Annotated in this window: 19 protein-coding genes and 1 tRNA gene; 8 read left to right on the top strand and 12 right to left on the bottom strand. The window is 48.6% G+C overall.

The window, feature by feature from the left end:
- Nucleotides 1-24 precede the first annotated feature (24 nt).
- Both WS_RS09665 and carA read left to right on the top strand, forming a co-directional pair.
- Entirely contained in the window at nucleotides 25-576 is a 552-nt protein-coding gene (locus WS_RS09665; RefSeq protein ID WP_041572251.1) for a DUF507 family protein, read from the top strand.
- Complete coding sequence (gene carA / locus WS_RS09660) at nucleotides 573-1,706, top strand: glutamine-hydrolyzing carbamoyl-phosphate synthase small subunit (RefSeq protein ID WP_011139832.1); 1,134 nt, start codon at nucleotides 573-575, stop codon at nucleotides 1,704-1,706. The genes WS_RS09665 and carA overlap by 4 nt, the downstream gene beginning before the upstream one ends.
- Here carA and WS_RS09655 read toward each other — a convergent pair.
- The 3 genes from WS_RS09655 to WS_RS09645 all read right to left on the bottom strand — a co-directional run bounded on the left by WS_RS09655 (nucleotide 1,703) and on the right by WS_RS09645 (nucleotide 5,501).
- Nucleotides 1,703-3,625 carry a transglycosylase domain-containing protein gene (locus tag WS_RS09655; RefSeq protein ID WP_041571918.1) on the bottom strand — a complete coding sequence of 641 codons (1,923 nt, stop codon included), beginning with the start codon at nucleotides 3,623-3,625 and terminating at the stop codon, nucleotides 1,703-1,705. The genes carA and WS_RS09655 overlap by 4 nt on opposite strands.
- On the bottom strand, nucleotides 3,619-4,722 hold the full coding sequence (locus WS_RS09650) for an aminotransferase class I/II-fold pyridoxal phosphate-dependent enzyme (RefSeq protein WP_011139830.1): 1,104 nt from the start codon (nucleotides 4,720-4,722) through the stop codon (nucleotides 3,619-3,621). The genes WS_RS09655 and WS_RS09650 overlap by 7 nt, the downstream gene beginning before the upstream one ends.
- Nucleotides 4,723-4,802: 80 nt before the next feature.
- Nucleotides 4,803-5,501 carry a response regulator transcription factor gene (locus WS_RS09645; protein ID WP_041571917.1) on the bottom strand — a complete coding sequence of 233 codons (699 nt, stop codon included), beginning with the start codon at nucleotides 5,499-5,501 and terminating at the stop codon, nucleotides 4,803-4,805.
- A gap of 117 nt (nucleotides 5,502-5,618) precedes the next feature.
- Here WS_RS09645 and WS_RS09640 point away from each other — a divergent pair, with 117 nt between their 5' ends.
- Entirely contained in the window at nucleotides 5,619-6,659 is a 1,041-nt protein-coding gene (locus WS_RS09640; RefSeq protein WP_158305217.1) for a sensor histidine kinase, read from the top strand.
- Here the strand turns inward: WS_RS09640 and WS_RS09635 are convergent.
- Nucleotides 6,648-7,247, bottom strand: coding sequence for an NAD(P)/FAD-dependent oxidoreductase (locus WS_RS09635; protein ID WP_011139827.1), 600 nt, complete (start codon nucleotides 7,245-7,247; stop codon nucleotides 6,648-6,650). The two genes, WS_RS09640 and WS_RS09635, sit on opposite strands and share 12 nt — an antisense overlap.
- Before the next feature lie 46 nt (nucleotides 7,248-7,293).
- Nucleotides 7,294-7,614 (bottom strand): DUF2325 domain-containing protein, encoded by a 321-nt coding sequence (locus WS_RS09630; RefSeq protein WP_011139826.1) that lies wholly within the window; start codon nucleotides 7,612-7,614, stop codon nucleotides 7,294-7,296.
- A gap of 185 nt (nucleotides 7,615-7,799) precedes the next feature.
- Between WS_RS09630 and fur the strand changes: the two genes are divergently transcribed.
- Entirely contained in the window at nucleotides 7,800-8,258 is a 459-nt protein-coding gene (fur, locus tag WS_RS09625; protein WP_011139825.1) for a ferric iron uptake transcriptional regulator, read from the top strand.
- A gap of 4 nt (nucleotides 8,259-8,262) precedes the next feature.
- Here the strand turns inward: fur and WS_RS09620 are convergent, their stop codons facing one another.
- Both WS_RS09620 and WS_RS09615 read right to left on the bottom strand, forming a co-directional pair.
- The gene (locus WS_RS09620; RefSeq protein WP_011139824.1) at nucleotides 8,263-9,138 is read right to left on the bottom strand and encodes a DMT family transporter; all 876 of its coding nucleotides are present in this window, start codon (nucleotides 9,136-9,138) and stop codon (nucleotides 8,263-8,265) included.
- Entirely contained in the window at nucleotides 9,131-9,673 is a 543-nt protein-coding gene (locus WS_RS09615; protein WP_011139823.1) for a hypothetical protein, read from the bottom strand. The genes WS_RS09620 and WS_RS09615 overlap by 8 nt, the downstream gene beginning before the upstream one ends.
- Nucleotides 9,674-9,785: 112 nt before the next feature.
- Between WS_RS09615 and der the strand changes: the two genes are divergently transcribed.
- Complete coding sequence (der, locus tag WS_RS09610) at nucleotides 9,786-11,198, top strand: ribosome biogenesis GTPase Der (RefSeq protein WP_011139822.1); 1,413 nt, start codon at nucleotides 9,786-9,788, stop codon at nucleotides 11,196-11,198.
- On the opposite strand, the gene gpmI is transcribed toward der, so the two are convergent.
- Nucleotides 11,195-12,673, bottom strand: coding sequence for a 2,3-bisphosphoglycerate-independent phosphoglycerate mutase (gene gpmI / locus WS_RS09605; protein WP_011139821.1), 1,479 nt, complete (start codon nucleotides 12,671-12,673; stop codon nucleotides 11,195-11,197). The genes der and gpmI overlap by 4 nt on opposite strands.
- Nucleotides 12,674-12,803: 130 nt before the next feature.
- On the opposite strand from gpmI, the gene mraY reads away from it, so the two are divergent.
- From mraY to WS_RS09590, 3 genes are all read left to right on the top strand, one after another.
- Complete coding sequence (mraY, locus tag WS_RS09600; RefSeq protein ID WP_011139820.1) at nucleotides 12,804-13,862, top strand: phospho-N-acetylmuramoyl-pentapeptide-transferase; 1,059 nt, start codon at nucleotides 12,804-12,806, stop codon at nucleotides 13,860-13,862.
- Nucleotides 13,862-15,055 (top strand): UDP-N-acetylmuramoyl-L-alanine--D-glutamate ligase, encoded by a 1,194-nt coding sequence (gene murD / locus WS_RS09595; protein WP_011139819.1) that lies wholly within the window; start codon nucleotides 13,862-13,864, stop codon nucleotides 15,053-15,055. Before mraY ends, murD begins: the two co-directional genes overlap by 1 nt.
- A 53-nt stretch (nucleotides 15,056-15,108) precedes the next feature.
- A tRNA-Phe gene (locus tag WS_RS09590) sits at nucleotides 15,109-15,184 on the top strand.
- Nucleotides 15,185-15,307: 123 nt separating this feature from the next.
- Here WS_RS09590 and WS_RS09585 read toward each other — a convergent pair.
- From WS_RS09585 to WS_RS09570, 4 genes are read right to left on the bottom strand one after another with little or no spacing between them, the layout of a single operon-like run.
- Nucleotides 15,308-15,652 (bottom strand): hypothetical protein, encoded by a 345-nt coding sequence (locus tag WS_RS09585; protein WP_041571916.1) that lies wholly within the window; start codon nucleotides 15,650-15,652, stop codon nucleotides 15,308-15,310.
- A complete protein-coding gene (locus WS_RS09580; protein ID WP_011139818.1) occupies nucleotides 15,639-16,052 on the bottom strand; it encodes a helix-turn-helix domain-containing protein in 414 nt (137 codons plus the stop codon). Before WS_RS09580 ends, WS_RS09585 begins: the two co-directional genes overlap by 14 nt.
- Nucleotides 16,053-16,062: 10 nt before the next feature.
- The gene (locus tag WS_RS09575; RefSeq protein ID WP_011139817.1) at nucleotides 16,063-16,596 is read right to left on the bottom strand and encodes a hypothetical protein; all 534 of its coding nucleotides are present in this window, start codon (nucleotides 16,594-16,596) and stop codon (nucleotides 16,063-16,065) included.
- 12 nt (nucleotides 16,597-16,608) lie between these two features.
- A complete protein-coding gene (locus WS_RS09570; RefSeq protein WP_011139816.1) occupies nucleotides 16,609-17,334 on the bottom strand; it encodes a hypothetical protein in 726 nt (241 codons plus the stop codon).
- Between the last annotated feature and the right edge of the window lie 3 nt (nucleotides 17,335-17,337).

Raw genomic sequence — 17,337 nt, 5'->3', positions numbered from 1 at the left:
CAAAATTACACAAGGCTAAACACGATGAAGCTAAGACTCCCGCACGCTCCCTACGTTGCCAATAAAATCGCCTTAGACCTTGTCAGCTCTGGCTATATCGAGCTTGGGTCAAACATGGAAAAAATTAGCCAAATCGCCAAGCACTTTTTGGAAGAGAATATCAAAAAAGAGGCAGCACTCGAAGAGAAGGTGAGGCTATTGCTTGAAGCCAACCTTGAAGAGATCGAGTTTTTACGCGTGGATGAGCGGCAATTTTTCTGGATGGCCAAGAAGAAGCTTGCCGAAGAAGAGGGCTTCATTCTTGCCAAGGATGATCGCTATAGCCATCTCTCCCATCAAATATTAGACGAGCTGATCAAAGAAGAGGTGATTGACTTTGGCGTCTCTGACACGATCATCAAAAACGTTATCTTTAAAGCGATTGATGGTTATGTCAAAATCTATGAATCGATTGAGGATGTGGTGATCGAAAAGATCGAGAACTACAAGCGCAAGATCATCGCCGGCACCGAAGAGTACGACATGGTCTTTGAAAAGCTCTACGAAGAGGAGCTTAAAAAGCGAGGTTTCCTATGAAAAAAGTCTATCTCTACTTCGCCAACGGTCTCTTTTTGGAGGCCAAGAGTTTTGGCGCCTCAGGCACGAGCGTGGGCGAAATCGTCTTTAACACCTCGATGAGCGGCTATCAGGAGATCGTCACTGACCCAAGCTATGCAGGGCAGTTTGTCACCTTCACGATGCCAGAGATCGGAATCGTTGGAACTAATGAGCAGGATATGGAGAGCAGGGGGGCATTTTGCAAGGGAATCTTGGTCAAGCGCTACAATGACACCCCTTCCAATTTCCGCTCTCAAGAATCGCTTTCAGAGTTTTTGGAGCGCCATGGCGTGATGGGAATCACCGAAATTGACACGCGCTATCTCACCAAGATGGTTCGCCAAGAGGGCGCGATGATGATGGTCGCCTCCACGGAAGTGAGCCAAAAGGAGGAGCTTCAAAAGATTCTTCAATCCTCCCCCCACATCCAAGAGATCAACTACATTGATGAGGTGAGCACCAAAGAGCCCTATCTTCACGACAAAGGATTCTTTGATTTTGAGGAGATGGACTACACCAAGCCCCAGACAAAAAAGAAGATTCTTGCAGTCGATTTTGGAATCAAGCGCAACATCCTCAACGGACTCGTTCAGGCAGGATTACTGGTGGAGGTGATTCCTAATGATTTTGATCCAAAGAGCGTGATTGAGCGTTATAAGCAGGGTGAAATCGGAGGCGTTTTCCTCTCCAATGGTCCGGGAGACCCTGCAGTTTTAGAAAAAGAGGTCGCCAGCATCAAAGAGCTCATGAGTGCGGGCGTGCCCCTCTTTGCAATCTGCTTGGGGCATCAGCTTCTAGCGCTTGCTCATGGCTATCCCACCTACAAGCTCAAATTTGGCCACCATGGCGGGAATCACCCCGTGAAGAATCTCTTAAGCGGAGAGGTCGAAATCACCGCGCAAAATCACAACTACTCTGTGCCTGATGAGATTGAAGAGATTGCCGAGGTCACCTATCGCAACCTTTTTGATGGCACCATCGAGGGGCTCAAATATAAAGAGGGCGTGATCTATTCCGTCCAGCACCACCCCGAAGCTTCCCCCGGCCCTAAAGAGGCCTCTTCTATCTTTAAAATCTTTGCCAAAATTGCCTGCGGAGAGAGAATCTAAAAGATTAGATTCTCCTCTTTCATACTCGGCGCCTCCTCTTTGGGCTTGGAGGTGTCGGTGTAGTAGTAGAGCTCTCCATCTTTAATGATGCGATGGACATTGCGTGGCACATCAAACTCTCGCTTGATTCCCGGTTCGATCTTTAGCAGTTTCTCAAAAAAGTAGGAGAAGGCGGGCGCTGCGGCAACCCCTCCTGTTTCGTTGTGGCCAATAGGTGTGTTGTCGTCTCTGCCATACCAGATGACGGTTTGGATTGTTGGGGTGAATCCGCAAAACCACGCGTCCACATTTTCGTTAGTCGAGCCTGTTTTTCCTGCAATCTCGATTCCATTCACGCGAGCTCTTCGACCCGTCCCCTTGTTGACCGCCTCCCTCATGACATCAATCATCAAGAAGCTCTGTTCGGGTGGAGTGATCACTTTGGATTCTAGATCAAAGGAGAGGGTTTTGCCGCGATAGTCGGTGATACTCTCGATGAGGCGGGGCGACATCATCGTGCCATAATTGGAGAAGAGGGTGTAAGCACGACTCATCTCCAAGGGAGAGACACCAAAGCTTCCTAGGGCGATGGAGAGGTTCTTGGGAATGTTGTTGAAGCCATAGGTGAGGCTTTTGCGATAGATTCGCTCAAAGCCTACCTCCTCCACGAGGTTGATGGTGGCGAGGTTGAGCGACTTGACGAGTGCCTCTTTGAGGGGGACGATTCCGCTAAAGGTGTTGCCGTAGTTTTTGGGTTGCCATACTTTGGCCTCATCATTGGCGGTGTATTCGTAGGTGCGAGCGATATCCGCTAGAGGCGAATTGGTCGCATAGCCTAAATCGAGTGCGGTTTGGTAGATGAAAGGCTTGAAGCTACTTCCAGGCTGGCGTTTGGATTGAGTGGCGCGATTGAAGGTGCTTTTACGGTAGTCCACGCCCCCGACCATCGCGAGAATCTTGCCTGTTCGATTTTCTAGCACCACGATAGCACCATTGAGCGTATCGGAGTCATCCTTTTTGCGGCGCGCCTTGATCTGCTCATAGCCAAAGGTGAGCGCCTCTTTGGCGATCTCTTGATAGTCTAGGTCGATGTTGAGGCGAATCGTGTAGCCGCCGCTTTTAAGGTCTTCGATGTAGCGAAGCTCCTTGAGCACCTCATCCACGACATAGGGGGCGATATTTTGGGTGAGTGTTTCGTTATAGACGATGGGCACCTCGCCAATAGATAGGTCTAGCTCCTCATCGGTGATCCAGCCTAGCGAGTGCATCCTTTGGAGGATATTGTTGGCGCGACCTAGGGAGAATTCGAGATTTTTGGTGGGATCATAGAAGCTGGGTGCACGGGGGAGTCCGACAAGAATCGCAACCTCTTTAAGGCTTAGGCGATCCATATCTTTTTTGAAATAGCCTCTAGCGGCGGCTTTGATTCCATAGTAGCCGTGACCAAAATAGGTGTGATTGAGATAGCGCTCCAAAATCTCCTCTTTGGAGAGAACGGTCTCAAGGCGAATGGCCAATAGCGCCTCTTTGAGCTTTCGCTCTAGGCTTTTTTCGCGCGAGAGGGCGACATTTTTGATGAGCTGTTGAGTGATAGTGCTCCCCCCTTCGGTGTAGCGACCGCTTTTGATGTTTTTGATCATGGCGCGAGAGATCGCATCAAGGTTGATTCCTCCATGTTCAAAAAAGAGGGTGTCCTCCACGGCGGCTAGGGCTTCGATGATTCTAGGGGGAATCTCCTCAAAGGGTGAATAGAATCGAAACTCATGTTCAAAAAGATTGGCGACTAATCGCCCTTTTCGGTCAAGAATTTGAGTCGTCATGGGTGATTCGTAGTGGACGATCTTGTCCACCTCAAAGCGAATATCGTTGTAAAAACGGGCAAGCATGAAAGCGGCGCCAAGGAAGAGCGCGACAAGGAGCGCGAAAAGATATTTCATGATTCTCTCTCTGAATACTCTAGGATTTTTTCACACAGATGGGTGACTTGGGATTTTTTATTGGAGCATCGCAGGATGACTCGAAGAATGGGGGTCTCTACGGTCGGCTTGCGAATCGCCCCCACCAAATAGCCCGCCGCCTCTAATTTTTTGGCCACTTCAAGGAGGCGCGGGGTGCTTGGGATGGGATAGGCAAGAATCGGGGAAGAGAGCGTCACTCCGAGCATCGAAGAGGCAATATCTTGGCGCTCTTGGAGCTTTTGAGAGAGGCGCTCTTTGTGCTCTTGGATGTAGAGGAAATTCTCTAGCGCCAAGGCGGTGTCAAGGAGCGAGAGCGCGGTGGTGTAGATGACGCTTTTAGCACGATTCTCTAGAAAGGAGATGATCTCCTTGGAGGCGAGGATGTAGGCGCCATAGCTGGCGTAGGCTTTGCTGAGGGTGCCCATTTTGACATAGTGGGGCGCTCTAGGCAGGGCGTGATAGTCGAAATACCCAAGGAGATGGTCGCCCAGCGTGCCACTACTGTGCGCCTCATCCACGATGAGCAATGCCCCATAGAAGTCGGCGATTTGGGCAAACTCCTTTTTGGCAACCGCTCCGCTCATAGAGTAGATTCCCTCAATCGCGATGATCATGCGTCCTTGGGGGCGGTGTTTTTCGATGAGTTCTAGGAGATGATTGGGATCGTTGTGGTCAAAAAAGATGACCCTATCCCCAAGAAGTTTAGCGGCGAGCTTTCCGCTGGCATGGTAGTCGCTATCCATGAAGAGAATATCTTTGGGGCGCACGAGCGATTCGATGAGGGCGAGATTGGCCAAGAATCCGCTCCCCAGCAATAACCCCGACTCAAAACCATTGAAATAGCAAAGAATCTCTTCAAATTCAGCATGAAGAGGAGAGTAGCCATTGACAAGCAGGGAGGCCTTAGGGGAGTGATGGGAGAGTTTTTTGACTCGTTTGTGGGCTAGCTCAAGCAGGTTTGATTTGGAGGAGAGCCCCAGATAGTCATTGGAGGCAAAATCAACCAGCCTCTCATCCCAAAGCACGCGTCGGCGCAATCGATGCGAGGATTCTAGCGCCGCTAACTCTTTCTCATACATTTCTCAATCGCTCCTTGCCTCCTTGGAAAAAGAGGCGATAATGGAAGGGGAATCATACAAGAAGATTCCCCTCGAAGCGATTAATCGCTAAGCGTTCGGCAGAATCGATACCCCACGCCTGAGAAATTTTTGACAATCTCTTGAAAGCTCTTTTTGCGGATACTGTTGATGTGCATCCTAAGCGCATCCAGTGTCATGGGAGTGGCCCCCCAGATGCGACTTTGGAACTCATCATAAGGGACGGGATTGCCCTTGTTTTTGATGAGCAGATCAAGAATCTTGGTCTCTTTTTTGGTGAGCTCTACGCTTTTGCCCTGATGGTAGAGGGTCTGATTCTCAGGATTGTAGGAGAACTCCTCATTGATCTCAATGAATCCTTTATCGAGCGTTTTTTTAGCATTGGAGAGGAGAATCATGAAGAGCTCATCCAAATCAATAGGTTTTTTAAGGAGTGAGCAGGCGCCGATGTTGTAGGAGCGAATGAGATTCTCTTCGTTTCCAAAGGCGGTGATGATGATAATCGCCACCTCAGAGGAGAGGGCTCGAATCTCTTTGGCCATATCCAAACCGCTAAGCTCAGGAAGATTGATATCTGTGATGACGATATGGGGGCGCTTTTCGCGGAAGAGCTTGAGCCCCTCTTTTCCGCTTGATGCGCTATAGAGAGCCTTGCATCGGCGCTTCAGGGGTCGCTCAATTGCCAAGCGCAAATCGTTGTCGTCCTCCACCACAAGGATGAGGGCATTTTTGAGCCCATCGAGAATGTCATTATCCACCATCAAACCACCTGATTGAAGCTATCTAAAGAAAATCATGAAAACATAAAATGATTTGATTATAATTAGTGCAACCTTAAAAATAGACCGACCCTAGAGGGCGGAATGGAGGGAGAAGAGATGGCTTTAGGCTCCAAAGAGCTTTCGCTTTACCAATCGCTATTAGAACTCTCTAGAGAGCCGATTCTCCTCTTCTCTTTGCAAAAAGGAGGACGCTTTCGCTCTCTTTGGTGGCTCAATGGGGCGGCTAGAGAGCGCTTTGGGGAGAGTGAAATCTCAAAGAGGCATGGAGCGGATCTCTTTGAGACACTGGTGGGAAAGCGCTATGAGAAGGGCAGCACTTCAAAAGAGGGGGTGAGAATCGAGGAGATTCTTTTGGGGAGTGAGCACTACTTGGCGATCTTTCTAGCACCTTGGGCGCTGGAAGGCGAAGAAGAGGAGCATCGAAGGCTTTTAGAGCAGAATAAGATGGCCAAAATGGGAGAGATGATTGGAGCGATTGCTCACCAATGGCGTCAACCCCTAAGCTCCATCAAGCTTCTAGCCCAAGACCTTTTGGAGGCGTATCGATTCAACGAGCTCACGCTGGAGTATCTCACGGGAATCAAGAGTGATGTTTCAAGGCATGTGGATTACTTGGCTGAGACGATTGAAGATTTCAGAAATTTCTACAAAGCCGACCGAGAGAAGAAGCCCCTAGAGCTTGGCAGAACCATCAAGGAGGCGATCAAAATCGCCGAGGCGCAAATTCAGCTCTCGCTCATCAAGGTGAATTTAGAGATTCCTCCTGAGGAGGTTTGGGTGATGGGTTACCTCAATGAACTCAAACAGGTCTTTTTGAGTCTGCTCTCTAACTCGCGCGATGCGTTGCTGGCCAAGGCAAGGCAAGAAGGGGCGTTTGAGATGGAGATCAAAATATCTCTTGAGATTGATTCGACAGGGACTAGGGTGATTTTTTGGGATAATGGCGAAGGGGTGAAAGAGGGGGATGAGGAGAGGATTTTTGAGCGATTCTATTCTAGCCGAAGCGAGCAGGGAGGGACGGGGATTGGACTCTATTTGGCGAGGAAGATTCTCCAAAAGAGTTTTGGCGCCTCCATCTCTCTAGCTCACTCACGCCAGCCGACGATTTTTGAACTCTTTTTCCCTTTACGCTCTTGACCCGGGCATATCGTGGATGATCGTCACTTTGCCCTGCATATCGCTAAGAATCGCGCACGCACTCTCCACTCCTGAGCCTGAAGCGCACGCAAACATAGTCGTCTCTCCCGCTAGCAGCCCCGCAGCGTAGATTCCCTCTTGGATGAGGTTGCGCTCCTGAAGCTCTAGTGCCACCATCCCCTCGCGCGGCATTTTGGTGTGAGGGATGGCTTGGGCTTTGGTTCCTTGAAGAGAGAAACCATGCGCTCCTGTAGCGATGATCACATATTTGGCTTCATATTTTTGGTGAGCGCCCTCTAGGCAAAAACTTCCCTTCTCCCCAGAGATTTTGACCACTTCATCTGTCGTGAGTTGGGTGTTGGTGTAGCCAAGAAGCTGTGAAGAAAGCTTCTCTAGCGCCTCTTTGCCTGAGATTCCCTTAGGAAGAAAGGGAACATTGTGAAGCTCGGCTTTAAGCAGATCTGATTTTTGATTGTCAATCACAAGGATATGGAGAGGATTCCATCCTTTGGCTCCCTGAGTGGAGGCGAGGGTTAAAGCGGCGCTAAGTCCCGCAGGACCGCCGCCGATGATAGCTACGTCATACATAAAGGCTCCTTTTTTTGAAGCGATTATAAGACGAGAAGCTTAAATATTATTCAAAAGAATTCAAGGGGCAGTTTTTCGCGGCTGCCTCGCCGAAAATTTTGCAATACTCACAGTAGAGGCAGCTCACGCTACGCTTGGAGCAGACCACGGGAATGTTTCGCTTCTTGGCTTCGCCGCGAAACTTTTTCATGGTGTTGTGGTTGAGAAAATTGGTCAAAAGCACGAGACATTCGGTGTTTTGAGGAATGTTCTTGCGATTGATGCTCTCTCTGCGACCATCCCAGTGCGTGATATCCTTGCATCCTAGATTTTCTAAGACCGCTTTGATGGGGGTTATCTCATCTCCCCCGACGACTAAAACCGACATCGTATACCCCCTATGGTGTGATCTTGTGTGGATGGTGTAAAAGTGAGGGCAGTATAGTCAAAAAAGAGCAAGTTGTCAATAATAGAAACCATTCTCATAAAATATAAGACAAAAATGTGATATTTTGTTTGTCGAGAACGATAAATTTTGATAATATTTGGGAAGAATATCTAGGGAGGCTGTTCATGAAACAGAAAAAAGAGAACTTGGACGCTATTTACGACCGATTGAGGCTCTCCATCCGCAAAAATGGTCTGAAAAATTCCAAGCAACGCGAATTCATTTTGAAGGTGCTCTATGAGAATGGGGGCCATTTAAGTCCAGAGGACATCCTGATGCTCGCTAAAGATAGCTATCGTGGTGCAAGCATCTCCTCGATCTATCGAATCTTAGGCTTTTTAGAAAAAGAGGGGTTTGTTCACTCTATTGAGATCGATAAGAGCGGCAAAAAATATGAGATCGCTGGAGGCACCCATCATGACCACATCATCTGCGTGGATTGTGGGAAAATCATTGAGTTTTACAGCAAAGAGATGGAGGAGCTTCAAGAGAAGATCGCCAAAGGGCACGGTGCAAAAATCATTAGTCATGATATGAGAATCTTTGCTGTCTGCAAAGAGTGTGCCAAAGCTCAGAATCTTTAATCTTCTAGGAGCGCTTAGCGCCTTGATGGGCGCTTAGAATTCCCCCAAAAGCAATAAGAATCATCCCTAGTGCCCCCACCAAGGAGGGCAGGGAATCCCCCAAAAGCAAGCCCCACCCTGTTGTAAAGAGAATGGTCACATAGCTTACCGCCCCAAGAATCGAGGGCTGCATACTCGCGTAGGCCTTAGTTAGGAAGATTTGCCCCAAAGTGGAGATGATTCCAAGCGCGCTGATCCAGACCCACTCCCTCAAGGTGGGCATCACCCATCCACCCCAAGCCGCCTCTTCTCCGCCAAAAAAGAGCAGCACAAAAGGAATCAGCGTTCCGCTTAGCGTGAGCGAGAGGATGATGGTGCGATTTTCGTAGTGGTTTTTGAGCTCAGAGATGGAGAGATAGGCGAGTGCCGCCCCTAGCCCGCTATAAAGCCCCGTGAAGCCAATCAGAGGAGAGAAGCTGGGGAGCGTGGGCGGGTAGAGGAGCAAAACCCCGCCAAATCCTAAAAAGATCGCAAGCCAAACCTCCTTTTTCACCGATTCGTGAAGCAAGAGCAGTGAAAAGAGAGCGATGAAAAGAGGGGTGGTCTGGGTGAGGGTGAAGGCGGTGGCAAGAGGAATTTGGGTGATGTTGTAGAAGTAAGCCAAGAGGGCGGTGGAGCCCCAAATACCGCGAAAAATCAGCATCCACACTCGACCGCCACGCTCTATGGCGGGTCGATGAAGCAAGGAGGCGCCAATGATGAAGATTCCAAAAAGATTACGGAAAAAAACCAGCTCAAGACTTCCTAGGCGCTCACCCAAGATTTTGACGATTGCCCCCATCAAGGAGAAGAAAAAGCAAGAGAGCAGGATATAGAGGATGCCCTTGGGGATTCTATTCAAAGGAGGGGCACTCCAAAAAGAGCGAAGGGCGCAAAGAGAAGAGGGGGCGATTTTGAAGGTCGATCAAAACCCCTCGAGTGCGCAGGAGATTCCACTCTTTGGCGGGAAGTCTGATTCCTAAAGAGCAATCTGTGAGAGTGCTTGGCAAAGAGGAGGCAGTGAAGCGATAGAGATGATTCCCTTTGGGTGTTAGCTCATAGGTCTTGAATTTAGCCCTCAAAGAGAGGCCAGCGGAGTGGCTGGGTGAGCGATGGTAGTAGGTGATCTCCTCGTTCTGAGTCTGAATGAGCGTCTCCCGTCCCGCGCTTCTAAAGGCGTCACGCTCCTCTTCGCTCCCCTCAAGATTCCCTTTGGCAAATTGTCTCAGCCCCTCATCTTCCAAAAAGAGCCATCCTTCGCCCTCGCGCACCTGAAGAATTGCCCCCTCTAGGGGGATGGGTTTGTGGAGGCTCTTGGATAAGGTGGTGAGCGAATCCTCTTGGCAGAAGAGCGCGAGAGCCCCTCCTAGGAGAATCCAAACCGTTCGTAGGATCATGATGGTTTGCTTTAAATTTAGTTGAAGTTAGATATGATTCTAGCATCGCTTTGACTTCCTCCCATCTTATACGGGAATTGATAAAAACCATCTAAAGAGAGCCATCCACTTCATGAAAACCATCGCCATCATCGGAAAACCCAATGTCGGGAAAAGCTCGCTCTTTAACCGTCTCGCCAAGGAGAGAATCGCCATCACCTCCGATGTTTCGGGCACGACTCGCGATATCAAAAAGCAGGTGATTGAGATTGAGGGAAATGAGGTTTTGCTCGTGGACACGGGCGGAATCGAGCTTAAAGAGACGGGGCTATTTGGCAAGGTGCGAGAGCTCGCCCTGCGCGCCGCTAAAGAGGCGGATGTGGTTTTGTATATGGTGGATGGCAAGATGCGCCCCCAAGATGATGATATCTCCCTTTTTCGTGCACTGCATCGCGAGAATGAACACCTCTTTTTGGTGGTCAATAAAATTGACAATGACAAAGAGAAGGAGCGTGGCTGGGAGTTTGCGGAGTTTGGCGCGGAGAAGCTCCTCTTTATTTCAGTCTCGCACAATCGAGGGGTGGGCGCTTTACAGAGAGAGATTGCCGATGTGCTAGGACTTGAAGCGCCCCAAGAGATAGTGTTGAGCGAAGATGACGAAGAGGATTTGGAGGAGTATCTTGTTTCGCTAGAGGAAGAGGAGATTGAAGAGATAGAGGAGGCGCCAAGCGAGATTCGCGTGGGAATCATCGGCAAGGTGAATGTGGGCAAGAGCTCGCTCCTCAATGCCCTTCTTGGCAGTGAGCGCTCCGTGGTCTCGGATGTGGCAGGGACGACGATTGATCCTGTGGATGAGAGCATGGAGATAGAGGGGCAGAAGGTGCTTTTTGTCGATACGGCGGGAATCAGGCGGCGAGGCAAGATCGAGGGAATCGAGAAATACGCCCTAGATCGCACCCAAAAGGCGCTGGAAAAAGCCGATATAGCGCTTTTGGTGCTGGATTGCTCTTTGCCTTTTGCGGACTTAGATGAGAAGATTGGCGGATTGGTGGATAAGTTCTCTTTGGGGGTTATTGTGGTGCTCAACAAATGGGATATCCGTAGCCGCGAGTTCAAAGAGGTGGAAAAAGAGGTGCGCCATCGATTCAAATATCTTGAGCACGCGCCCCTTGTGACCGTTTCGGCGCAGAATGGCCGACATATCGATATGCTCAAAGAGAAGATTCTTAAAGTCTATGAGAACTTCTCTAGGCGAATCCCCACCTCCATCCTCAACAAAACAATCATGGAGGCGAGTGCGCGTCACCCTCTCCCCAGCGACCATGGAAAGATTGTTCGCATCTACTATGCGACTCAATATGGAGTCTGCCCGCCGCAGATCTCCCTTGTGATGAATCGCCCCAACTCCCTCCACTTTAGTTATAAGCGCTATGTGGTCAATTTCTTGCGAGATCGATTCGATTTTGAGGGCTCACCCATCCTTATCCGCGCTAGAAAGCGCGGCGAAAAGCTCCAAGATGAGATTGAGGCGCTAGGCGAAGATTAAAAGAGGGGAGAATCCATCTCTTTAGGGGTGGGAAGCCCCATGATTTTGAGCACCGTAGGGGCGACTTGATTGAGCCCGCCCTCACGAATCTCTGTGACTCCTTGGGCGAGAATAAAGCACCAAACCTCTCCTACGGTGTGATTGGTGAGCATTGAGCCTCTCTCGTCTCGCATCTCCTCGCAATTCCCATGATCGCTCGTGAGAATCACGGCGTAGCCGCTCTTTTTGGCCTCTTCTAGGAGACGCCCCAGCTCTCTATCGACGGATTCCACTGCGCTAATCGCCGCCTCGGTGTTGCCTGTATGCCCCACCATATCACCATTGGCGAAATTGACCACGATGAAATCATACCCTTGGCGCATCCCAGAGAGGGTCGCTTCGGCGACCTCAGGGGCGCTCATTTCAGGCTTTAGATCGTAGGTCGCCACAGAGGGGCTTGGGATGAGCACGCGACTCTCATTTTCCCATGGAGTCTCGATTCCGCCATTGAAAAAGAAGGTGACATGGGCGTATTTCTCTGTCTCGGCGACATGGAGTTGAGAGAGCCCCGCCTCAGAGATGACTTGGGCTAAAGTGGGTTCGACCTTCTCTTTGGGGAAGAGAATCGGGAAAGGAAAGGAATCATCATAAGAGGTCATCGCGAGGGTCTTGGGGGGCTGGTAGGCTCCTCGATCAAAGCCTTCAAAAGAGGCGCCTCCTAAGGCACTCACAATCTCTCTAGCACGGTCGCTTCGGAAGTTTGCAAAGACAAAGCCATCGCTTGGCTCAAAGCCCTGATAGCCGCCCAAAGCGGCAGGCTCGATAAACTCATCGGTGATTCCTGCTTGATATTGGGCTTGGATATATTCTTGGGGGGTCAAAGAAGTAGGAGAATCGCCCCTAGCGATCACGCCAAAGGCGCGCTTTATGCGATCCCATCGTTTGTCTCGATCCATCGCGTAGTAGCGTCCGCTAATCGTGGCAATCTTGATGAGGTCACTCTCTAGCGCTAAGGCTTGGGCGATAAACTCCTTTGAAGAAGTCGGTGAAACATCGCGCCCATCGGTGATGAGATGGAGGAGCACCTCATGACCTAGGCGAGAGAAGATTTGGGCGAGACCCAAGAGATGCTCCATGTGGGAGTGTACCCCTCCATCGCTGGCTAGTCCAGCGAGATGGATGCGCTTCGCCCTAGAAGAGAATCCTAAAAGCGTGGGATTCTTCTCCAAAGAGCCATCCTTGAGGGCGAGCGAGATTTTGACCAAATCTTGATAGAGAATCCGTCCCGCGCCGATGCACATATGACCCACTTCGCTATTGCCCATCTGCCCCTCGGGGAGCCCTACGCTTAGTCCATGCGTGGAGAGAAGCGCGTGAGGCGCTGAGGCAAAAAGAGAATCGTAGGTGGGCTTTTTGGCTTGGGTGAAAGCATTGTGAGGAGAAGAGGGCTTATGTCCGATTCCATCAGTGATGATGAGGAGGGTTTTTTGTGCCATGAATAGGGAGAATCCTTCGTTATTTTTTATTCGCCTACAAGATTGTTATGGCTAGAATCCTAGCAAAGTTTTGATTAGAACTCCTCTCACCAACCTCCCAAAGGCCAAGCAAGGAACAGGATCGCCACTCATGATGTATTACCTCTACTCTCACGCAGGAATTAATATTTTCCAATATATTACCTTTAGGGCGGGGGCGGCTTTTTTCATCGCCTTTTTTCTCGCGTTGCTCTTCATGCCGCGCTTCATCCAGTGGGCAAGGAATCAAAAGGCCGCGCAGCCCATTTCAGAGTTTGCCCCCCAAGGGCACCGAGGCAAGGCAAACACTCCCACAATGGGCGGTCTGGTCTTTATTGGCGCGACACTTCTAGCTTCGCTCCTTTGCGCTAAGCTCAATAACCTCTATGTGTTGGCGGGGCTGGCGGTGATTCTCCTTTTTGGTCTTATCGGGCTACGAGATGATGCGGTGAAGGTGCTCAATCATAGCAATGCAGGGCTTAGCTCTAGGGTCAAGATGCTCTATCTTGTCTTGGCGGGAGCGAGCGTGAGTGCGGCGCTCTTCTATTTTGGGATGGAGGATGATCTCTATATTCCTTTCAACAAAAACCCTCTCCTCTCCATGGGAATCGTGGCGATTCTCTTTTGGACGCTGGTGATGGTGGCCACGAGCAACGCGGTCAATATCACCGATGGATTGGATGGACTGGCGACCGTCCCTTCGGTCTATGCGCTAGTGAGCCTCTCGGTCTTTGTCTATATCGCAGGGCACGCGGGGCTTAGCTCCTATCTTCTTTGGCCCAAGATCACCGATAGCGGGGAGGCGGTGATCGTCTCTGCGGCGCTTGTGGGGGCTTTGATCGGATTCCTTTGGTTTAACTGCCATCCTGCGCAACTCTTTATGGGGGATAGCGGAAGCCTCTCGATTGGCGGGTTTATCGCCTATATGGCGATCATCTCCAAAAACGAATTTCTCCTCTTTTTGATTGGCTCGATTTTTGTGATTGAGACGGTCTCAGTCATCTTGCAGATTGGGAGCTACAAAACGCGCGGGAAGCGAATCTTTCTCATGGCGCCCATTCATCATCATTTTGAGGTGAAGGGATGGGCAGAGACAAAGATCATCGTTCGATTCTGGATCATCGCGCTCATGAGTAATATCATCGCTCTGCTCACGCTCAAGGTGCGATGATGAAGCTCTCTCTCTTTGGATACGGAAAGACCAATCGTGCGATTGCGGAGCGTTTTGCTCCTTGTGATATTTATGATGATTCATTTGAGGAATCGGGGGTCGATTCTTTGGGGAATCGCCTCTTGCCCCCTCGCCTCTTTGACCCAGAGTCAAGCGATGTAGAGGTGACCACACCGGGAATCCCCCCGCATCACCCCCTCATCCAAAGGGCGCGCCATCTTCAAAGCGAATATGATTTTTTTGCCGATTCAATCCCCTATAGTATTTGGATCAGCGGAACCAATGGCAAAACCACCACGACAGAGATGATCCAGCATCTCCTCGCGCCCAAAGACTCGGAGTGTGGCGGGAACATCGGCACGCCGCTGGCCAAACTCAATCCCAAAGCGCCTATTTGGGTGCTAGAGACCAGCTCTTTCACGCTCCACTACACCCAAAAGGCCAAGCCCAACCTCTACCTCCTCTTGCCCATCAGCGAAGACCATATCTCGTGGCATGGGAGCTATGAGGCCTACATCAAGGCGAAGCTCAAGCCTCTAGGTGCACTCAAAGAGAAAGAGGTGGCCATCATACCCAAGCGCTTTTTGGGCACGCCTACTCGCGGGACGCTCATTGGCTATGAGGATACGGCGGAGCTGATAGACTATTTTGGGATGGAGCGAGAGAAGATTGGCTTTTTGGAGCCTTTTTTGATGGACGCGGTGATGGCGCTGGCGGTCTATAAGATTCTCTTTGATGAGATTCCCTATGAGAGGCTCAATGAATTCAAGATTGGGGCGCATAAGATCGAGGAGTTTACCGATGGTTTGGGGCGCTTGTGGGTGGATGATAGCAAGGCGACTAATGTCGATGCGGCCAATGAGGCGGTGAAGCGATATGAGGGGCGGTTTGTCCATCTGATTCTTGGGGGAGATGATAAGGGAGCTGATCTTACGCCGCTCTTTGAGCTTCTAGAGGGGCGGAGCCTCCAAATCTATGCGATTGGAAGCAATGCGCTCAAGATCGAGCGACTCGCCAAAGAGCGAGGAATCGCCTGCAAAGTGTGCGAGAGATTAGAGAAGGCGGTGGAGGCAATACGCCAGAATCTAAAGGCCAACGAGGTGGCTTTGCTCTCTCCTGCCGCGGCAAGCTTGGATCAATTCTCCTCTTACAAAGAGAGAGGCGATTCCTTCAAGCGCTACGCGCTTCTTTAAGCTCGTTTTTAATGAGACTGTATATAATTGCAGTCTCATTTTGACCCTAGAATGGCTTGATAGCTCAGTCGGTAGAGCAGGAGACTGAAAATCTCCGTGTCGGTGGTTCGATTCCGCCTCAAGCCACCATTTCTTACAAAATCCCCTATTTTAGGCACTTTCAGCGTTTAAGTTTTCTTTGGGTGTCCTCTAAGGTGTCCTTTTTTAGTCAAAAATCATCAATAAATAGTTTTAGCCGATAAAAGAAAAACTTTAGGTTTTAATGTGTCGAGGCTTTAACCCTATGCGTTTAAATACCTCTTTGGCTTCTTTGTAGGTAATGGTTTCTTCATAATAGTTATCTTTTGCTAAAAGCTTATTAAGATTCACAACCTCTTTTAATGCCATGCTTAACGCCTTATCTCTATTTTTAATGGTAATTGCATTTCTTAAAATACGGGCGGTAAATAAACATATCTTCACGCTGTATGAAATAATCTCTATTTGAGAGAGATTGCTTTTTGCAATGCTTGTTTTTTTGGTCAATAGTGCCTTTAAGGACGGTACGCCCTCAAGTTCTTTGAGTTCTCTAAGCGGTTGTAGGTTATTCAGCTTCATTGAGCTTGAGGCGTAGTGTTTCTTTATTCCCAAACTCATCTGTTTGGGTAATACGTGCATTAACTGACACTTTCTTTTCTATGGTTTCGAGTTGAAAGAGTAGGCTATTTTTAATCGTGAAGAGGTCTTTAATGTTAGATGATGATAAATCAGCTTCAAGGATTGCATCATCAATTTTGTTTAACTGCTTGAGTGTCATTTCGTACTTTGCTTTTACGCCGTAGCTATAAGCCTCTTTAATCTTCAAAAAGCTTTCAAATTGTAAATCTTTGATTTCATTCTCAAAAAGCTTACTCCATTGTATCAAAGTGGGCTTTGATGTTTTAAGCTCTTTAGCTATGGCATCGTAACTTAACCCCTCAGCCCGTAAGGTTAAAAATCTGTTTTGTTTATCTGTCATTAGTAATCACCTAATTTTGATGTAAAAGCTCTTGTAACGCTTCGATATTTTCCATCGCTTCTAATACTAAAGCCTCGTTACCGTCTGTTTGGCTGTGAGCTAATTCCATGAAGCTTTTATACATTGCTTGAAGTAGCTTTTTATCTGTTAAAGTTTTTGAATGATAATCCAGTATGACACCTGCACACGTTTTAAAGTCCTCACTCTCTTGTTCATAATCTAAAAGTAAGCCTGTTAAGTCTTTTATGAATGTACCGCCAAGAATAGAATTAACGACCATTAAAAGGCTATTGATAGGCGTATCTTTTAGCGTTGCACCAATAAGAATCTTAACGGCTTCTTTGAGTTCTTCTTTGCTCTCTTGTTCATTAAGAAACTGATAAACATTGAAACTTGCTAAGAGAGTGAGCTCTAATTCTGTGAATGAAATACACATGGGGTTTTTACATGTAAAGCTTCCTTGCTTTGCCGTATTTGCTCCCACCGTTTCCACGTCTTTTAAAAAGCCTCTTAAGACTTGTTTTTTATAGCTTTGTTTTGTCATTTCTTTTCCCTTTTATAGTGTGTTTAAAATCGCTTTTACCTCATCAAAAGGCACAAATAACGCTCCGATCTTACCCCGTGTTATGCAAGTCAATTCTAAGCGATAAAGGGCGTCTTTTAAGTGGTCTTTGGCTTGTTTGTCATAGTAGCATAGCCTTGTTATGTAGCTTAAGCCTTTAGGGTTGTGTAGGTATGATGTGGTAAAACACGGGTCTATTACTCCAAAAGCTCTCAATCCTTCTAAATTTAAAGCGTTGTTGCTGTCTATGCAAATATCTAACTCTTGAACCTCTAAGCGTTTTAAGAGGCGTTGTAGCTCTTCAATCGTGGCACTACTCAAAAGCCTTTTAGGTTGAGATAACCCATAAATAGTGAGTTTATACTTTGTGTAGTTACTTGATTGATTGAGTGCGTGGGGCGTTTCAAGTAGGATATTTTTAAACCCCGTGTGCGTTATGATGTAAAATGCTGAGGTTGTCTCTTTAGTAGCCTTTTTTCTTTTGGCATGGGCTGAAATTTTAGAGTGACTTTGCACCTCTTTTTTAATCCAGCCCGTTTGAGAGAGTATCTTTTCAATGGTACTTTTTAGAGGTGTCGCTCTTATGCTATCTATGCCTAATCTCAAGAAACTTTCACCTACATTACGATAACCCATATTTTGGGCATATTCTGCCAACGCTTCAAAAACAGCCCCAAGCCCCACCAATTCAGGGGGCGTGAGGTTTTTAGCCTCACTCATTTT

It is taken from the genome of Wolinella succinogenes DSM 1740 (genome assembly GCF_000196135.1).
GTDB classification, from domain to species: domain Bacteria; phylum Campylobacterota; class Campylobacteria; order Campylobacterales; family Helicobacteraceae; genus Wolinella; species Wolinella succinogenes.
Note: the sequence above shows the minus strand (reverse complement) of the source record. Positions and strands in the feature narration are given on the sequence as shown.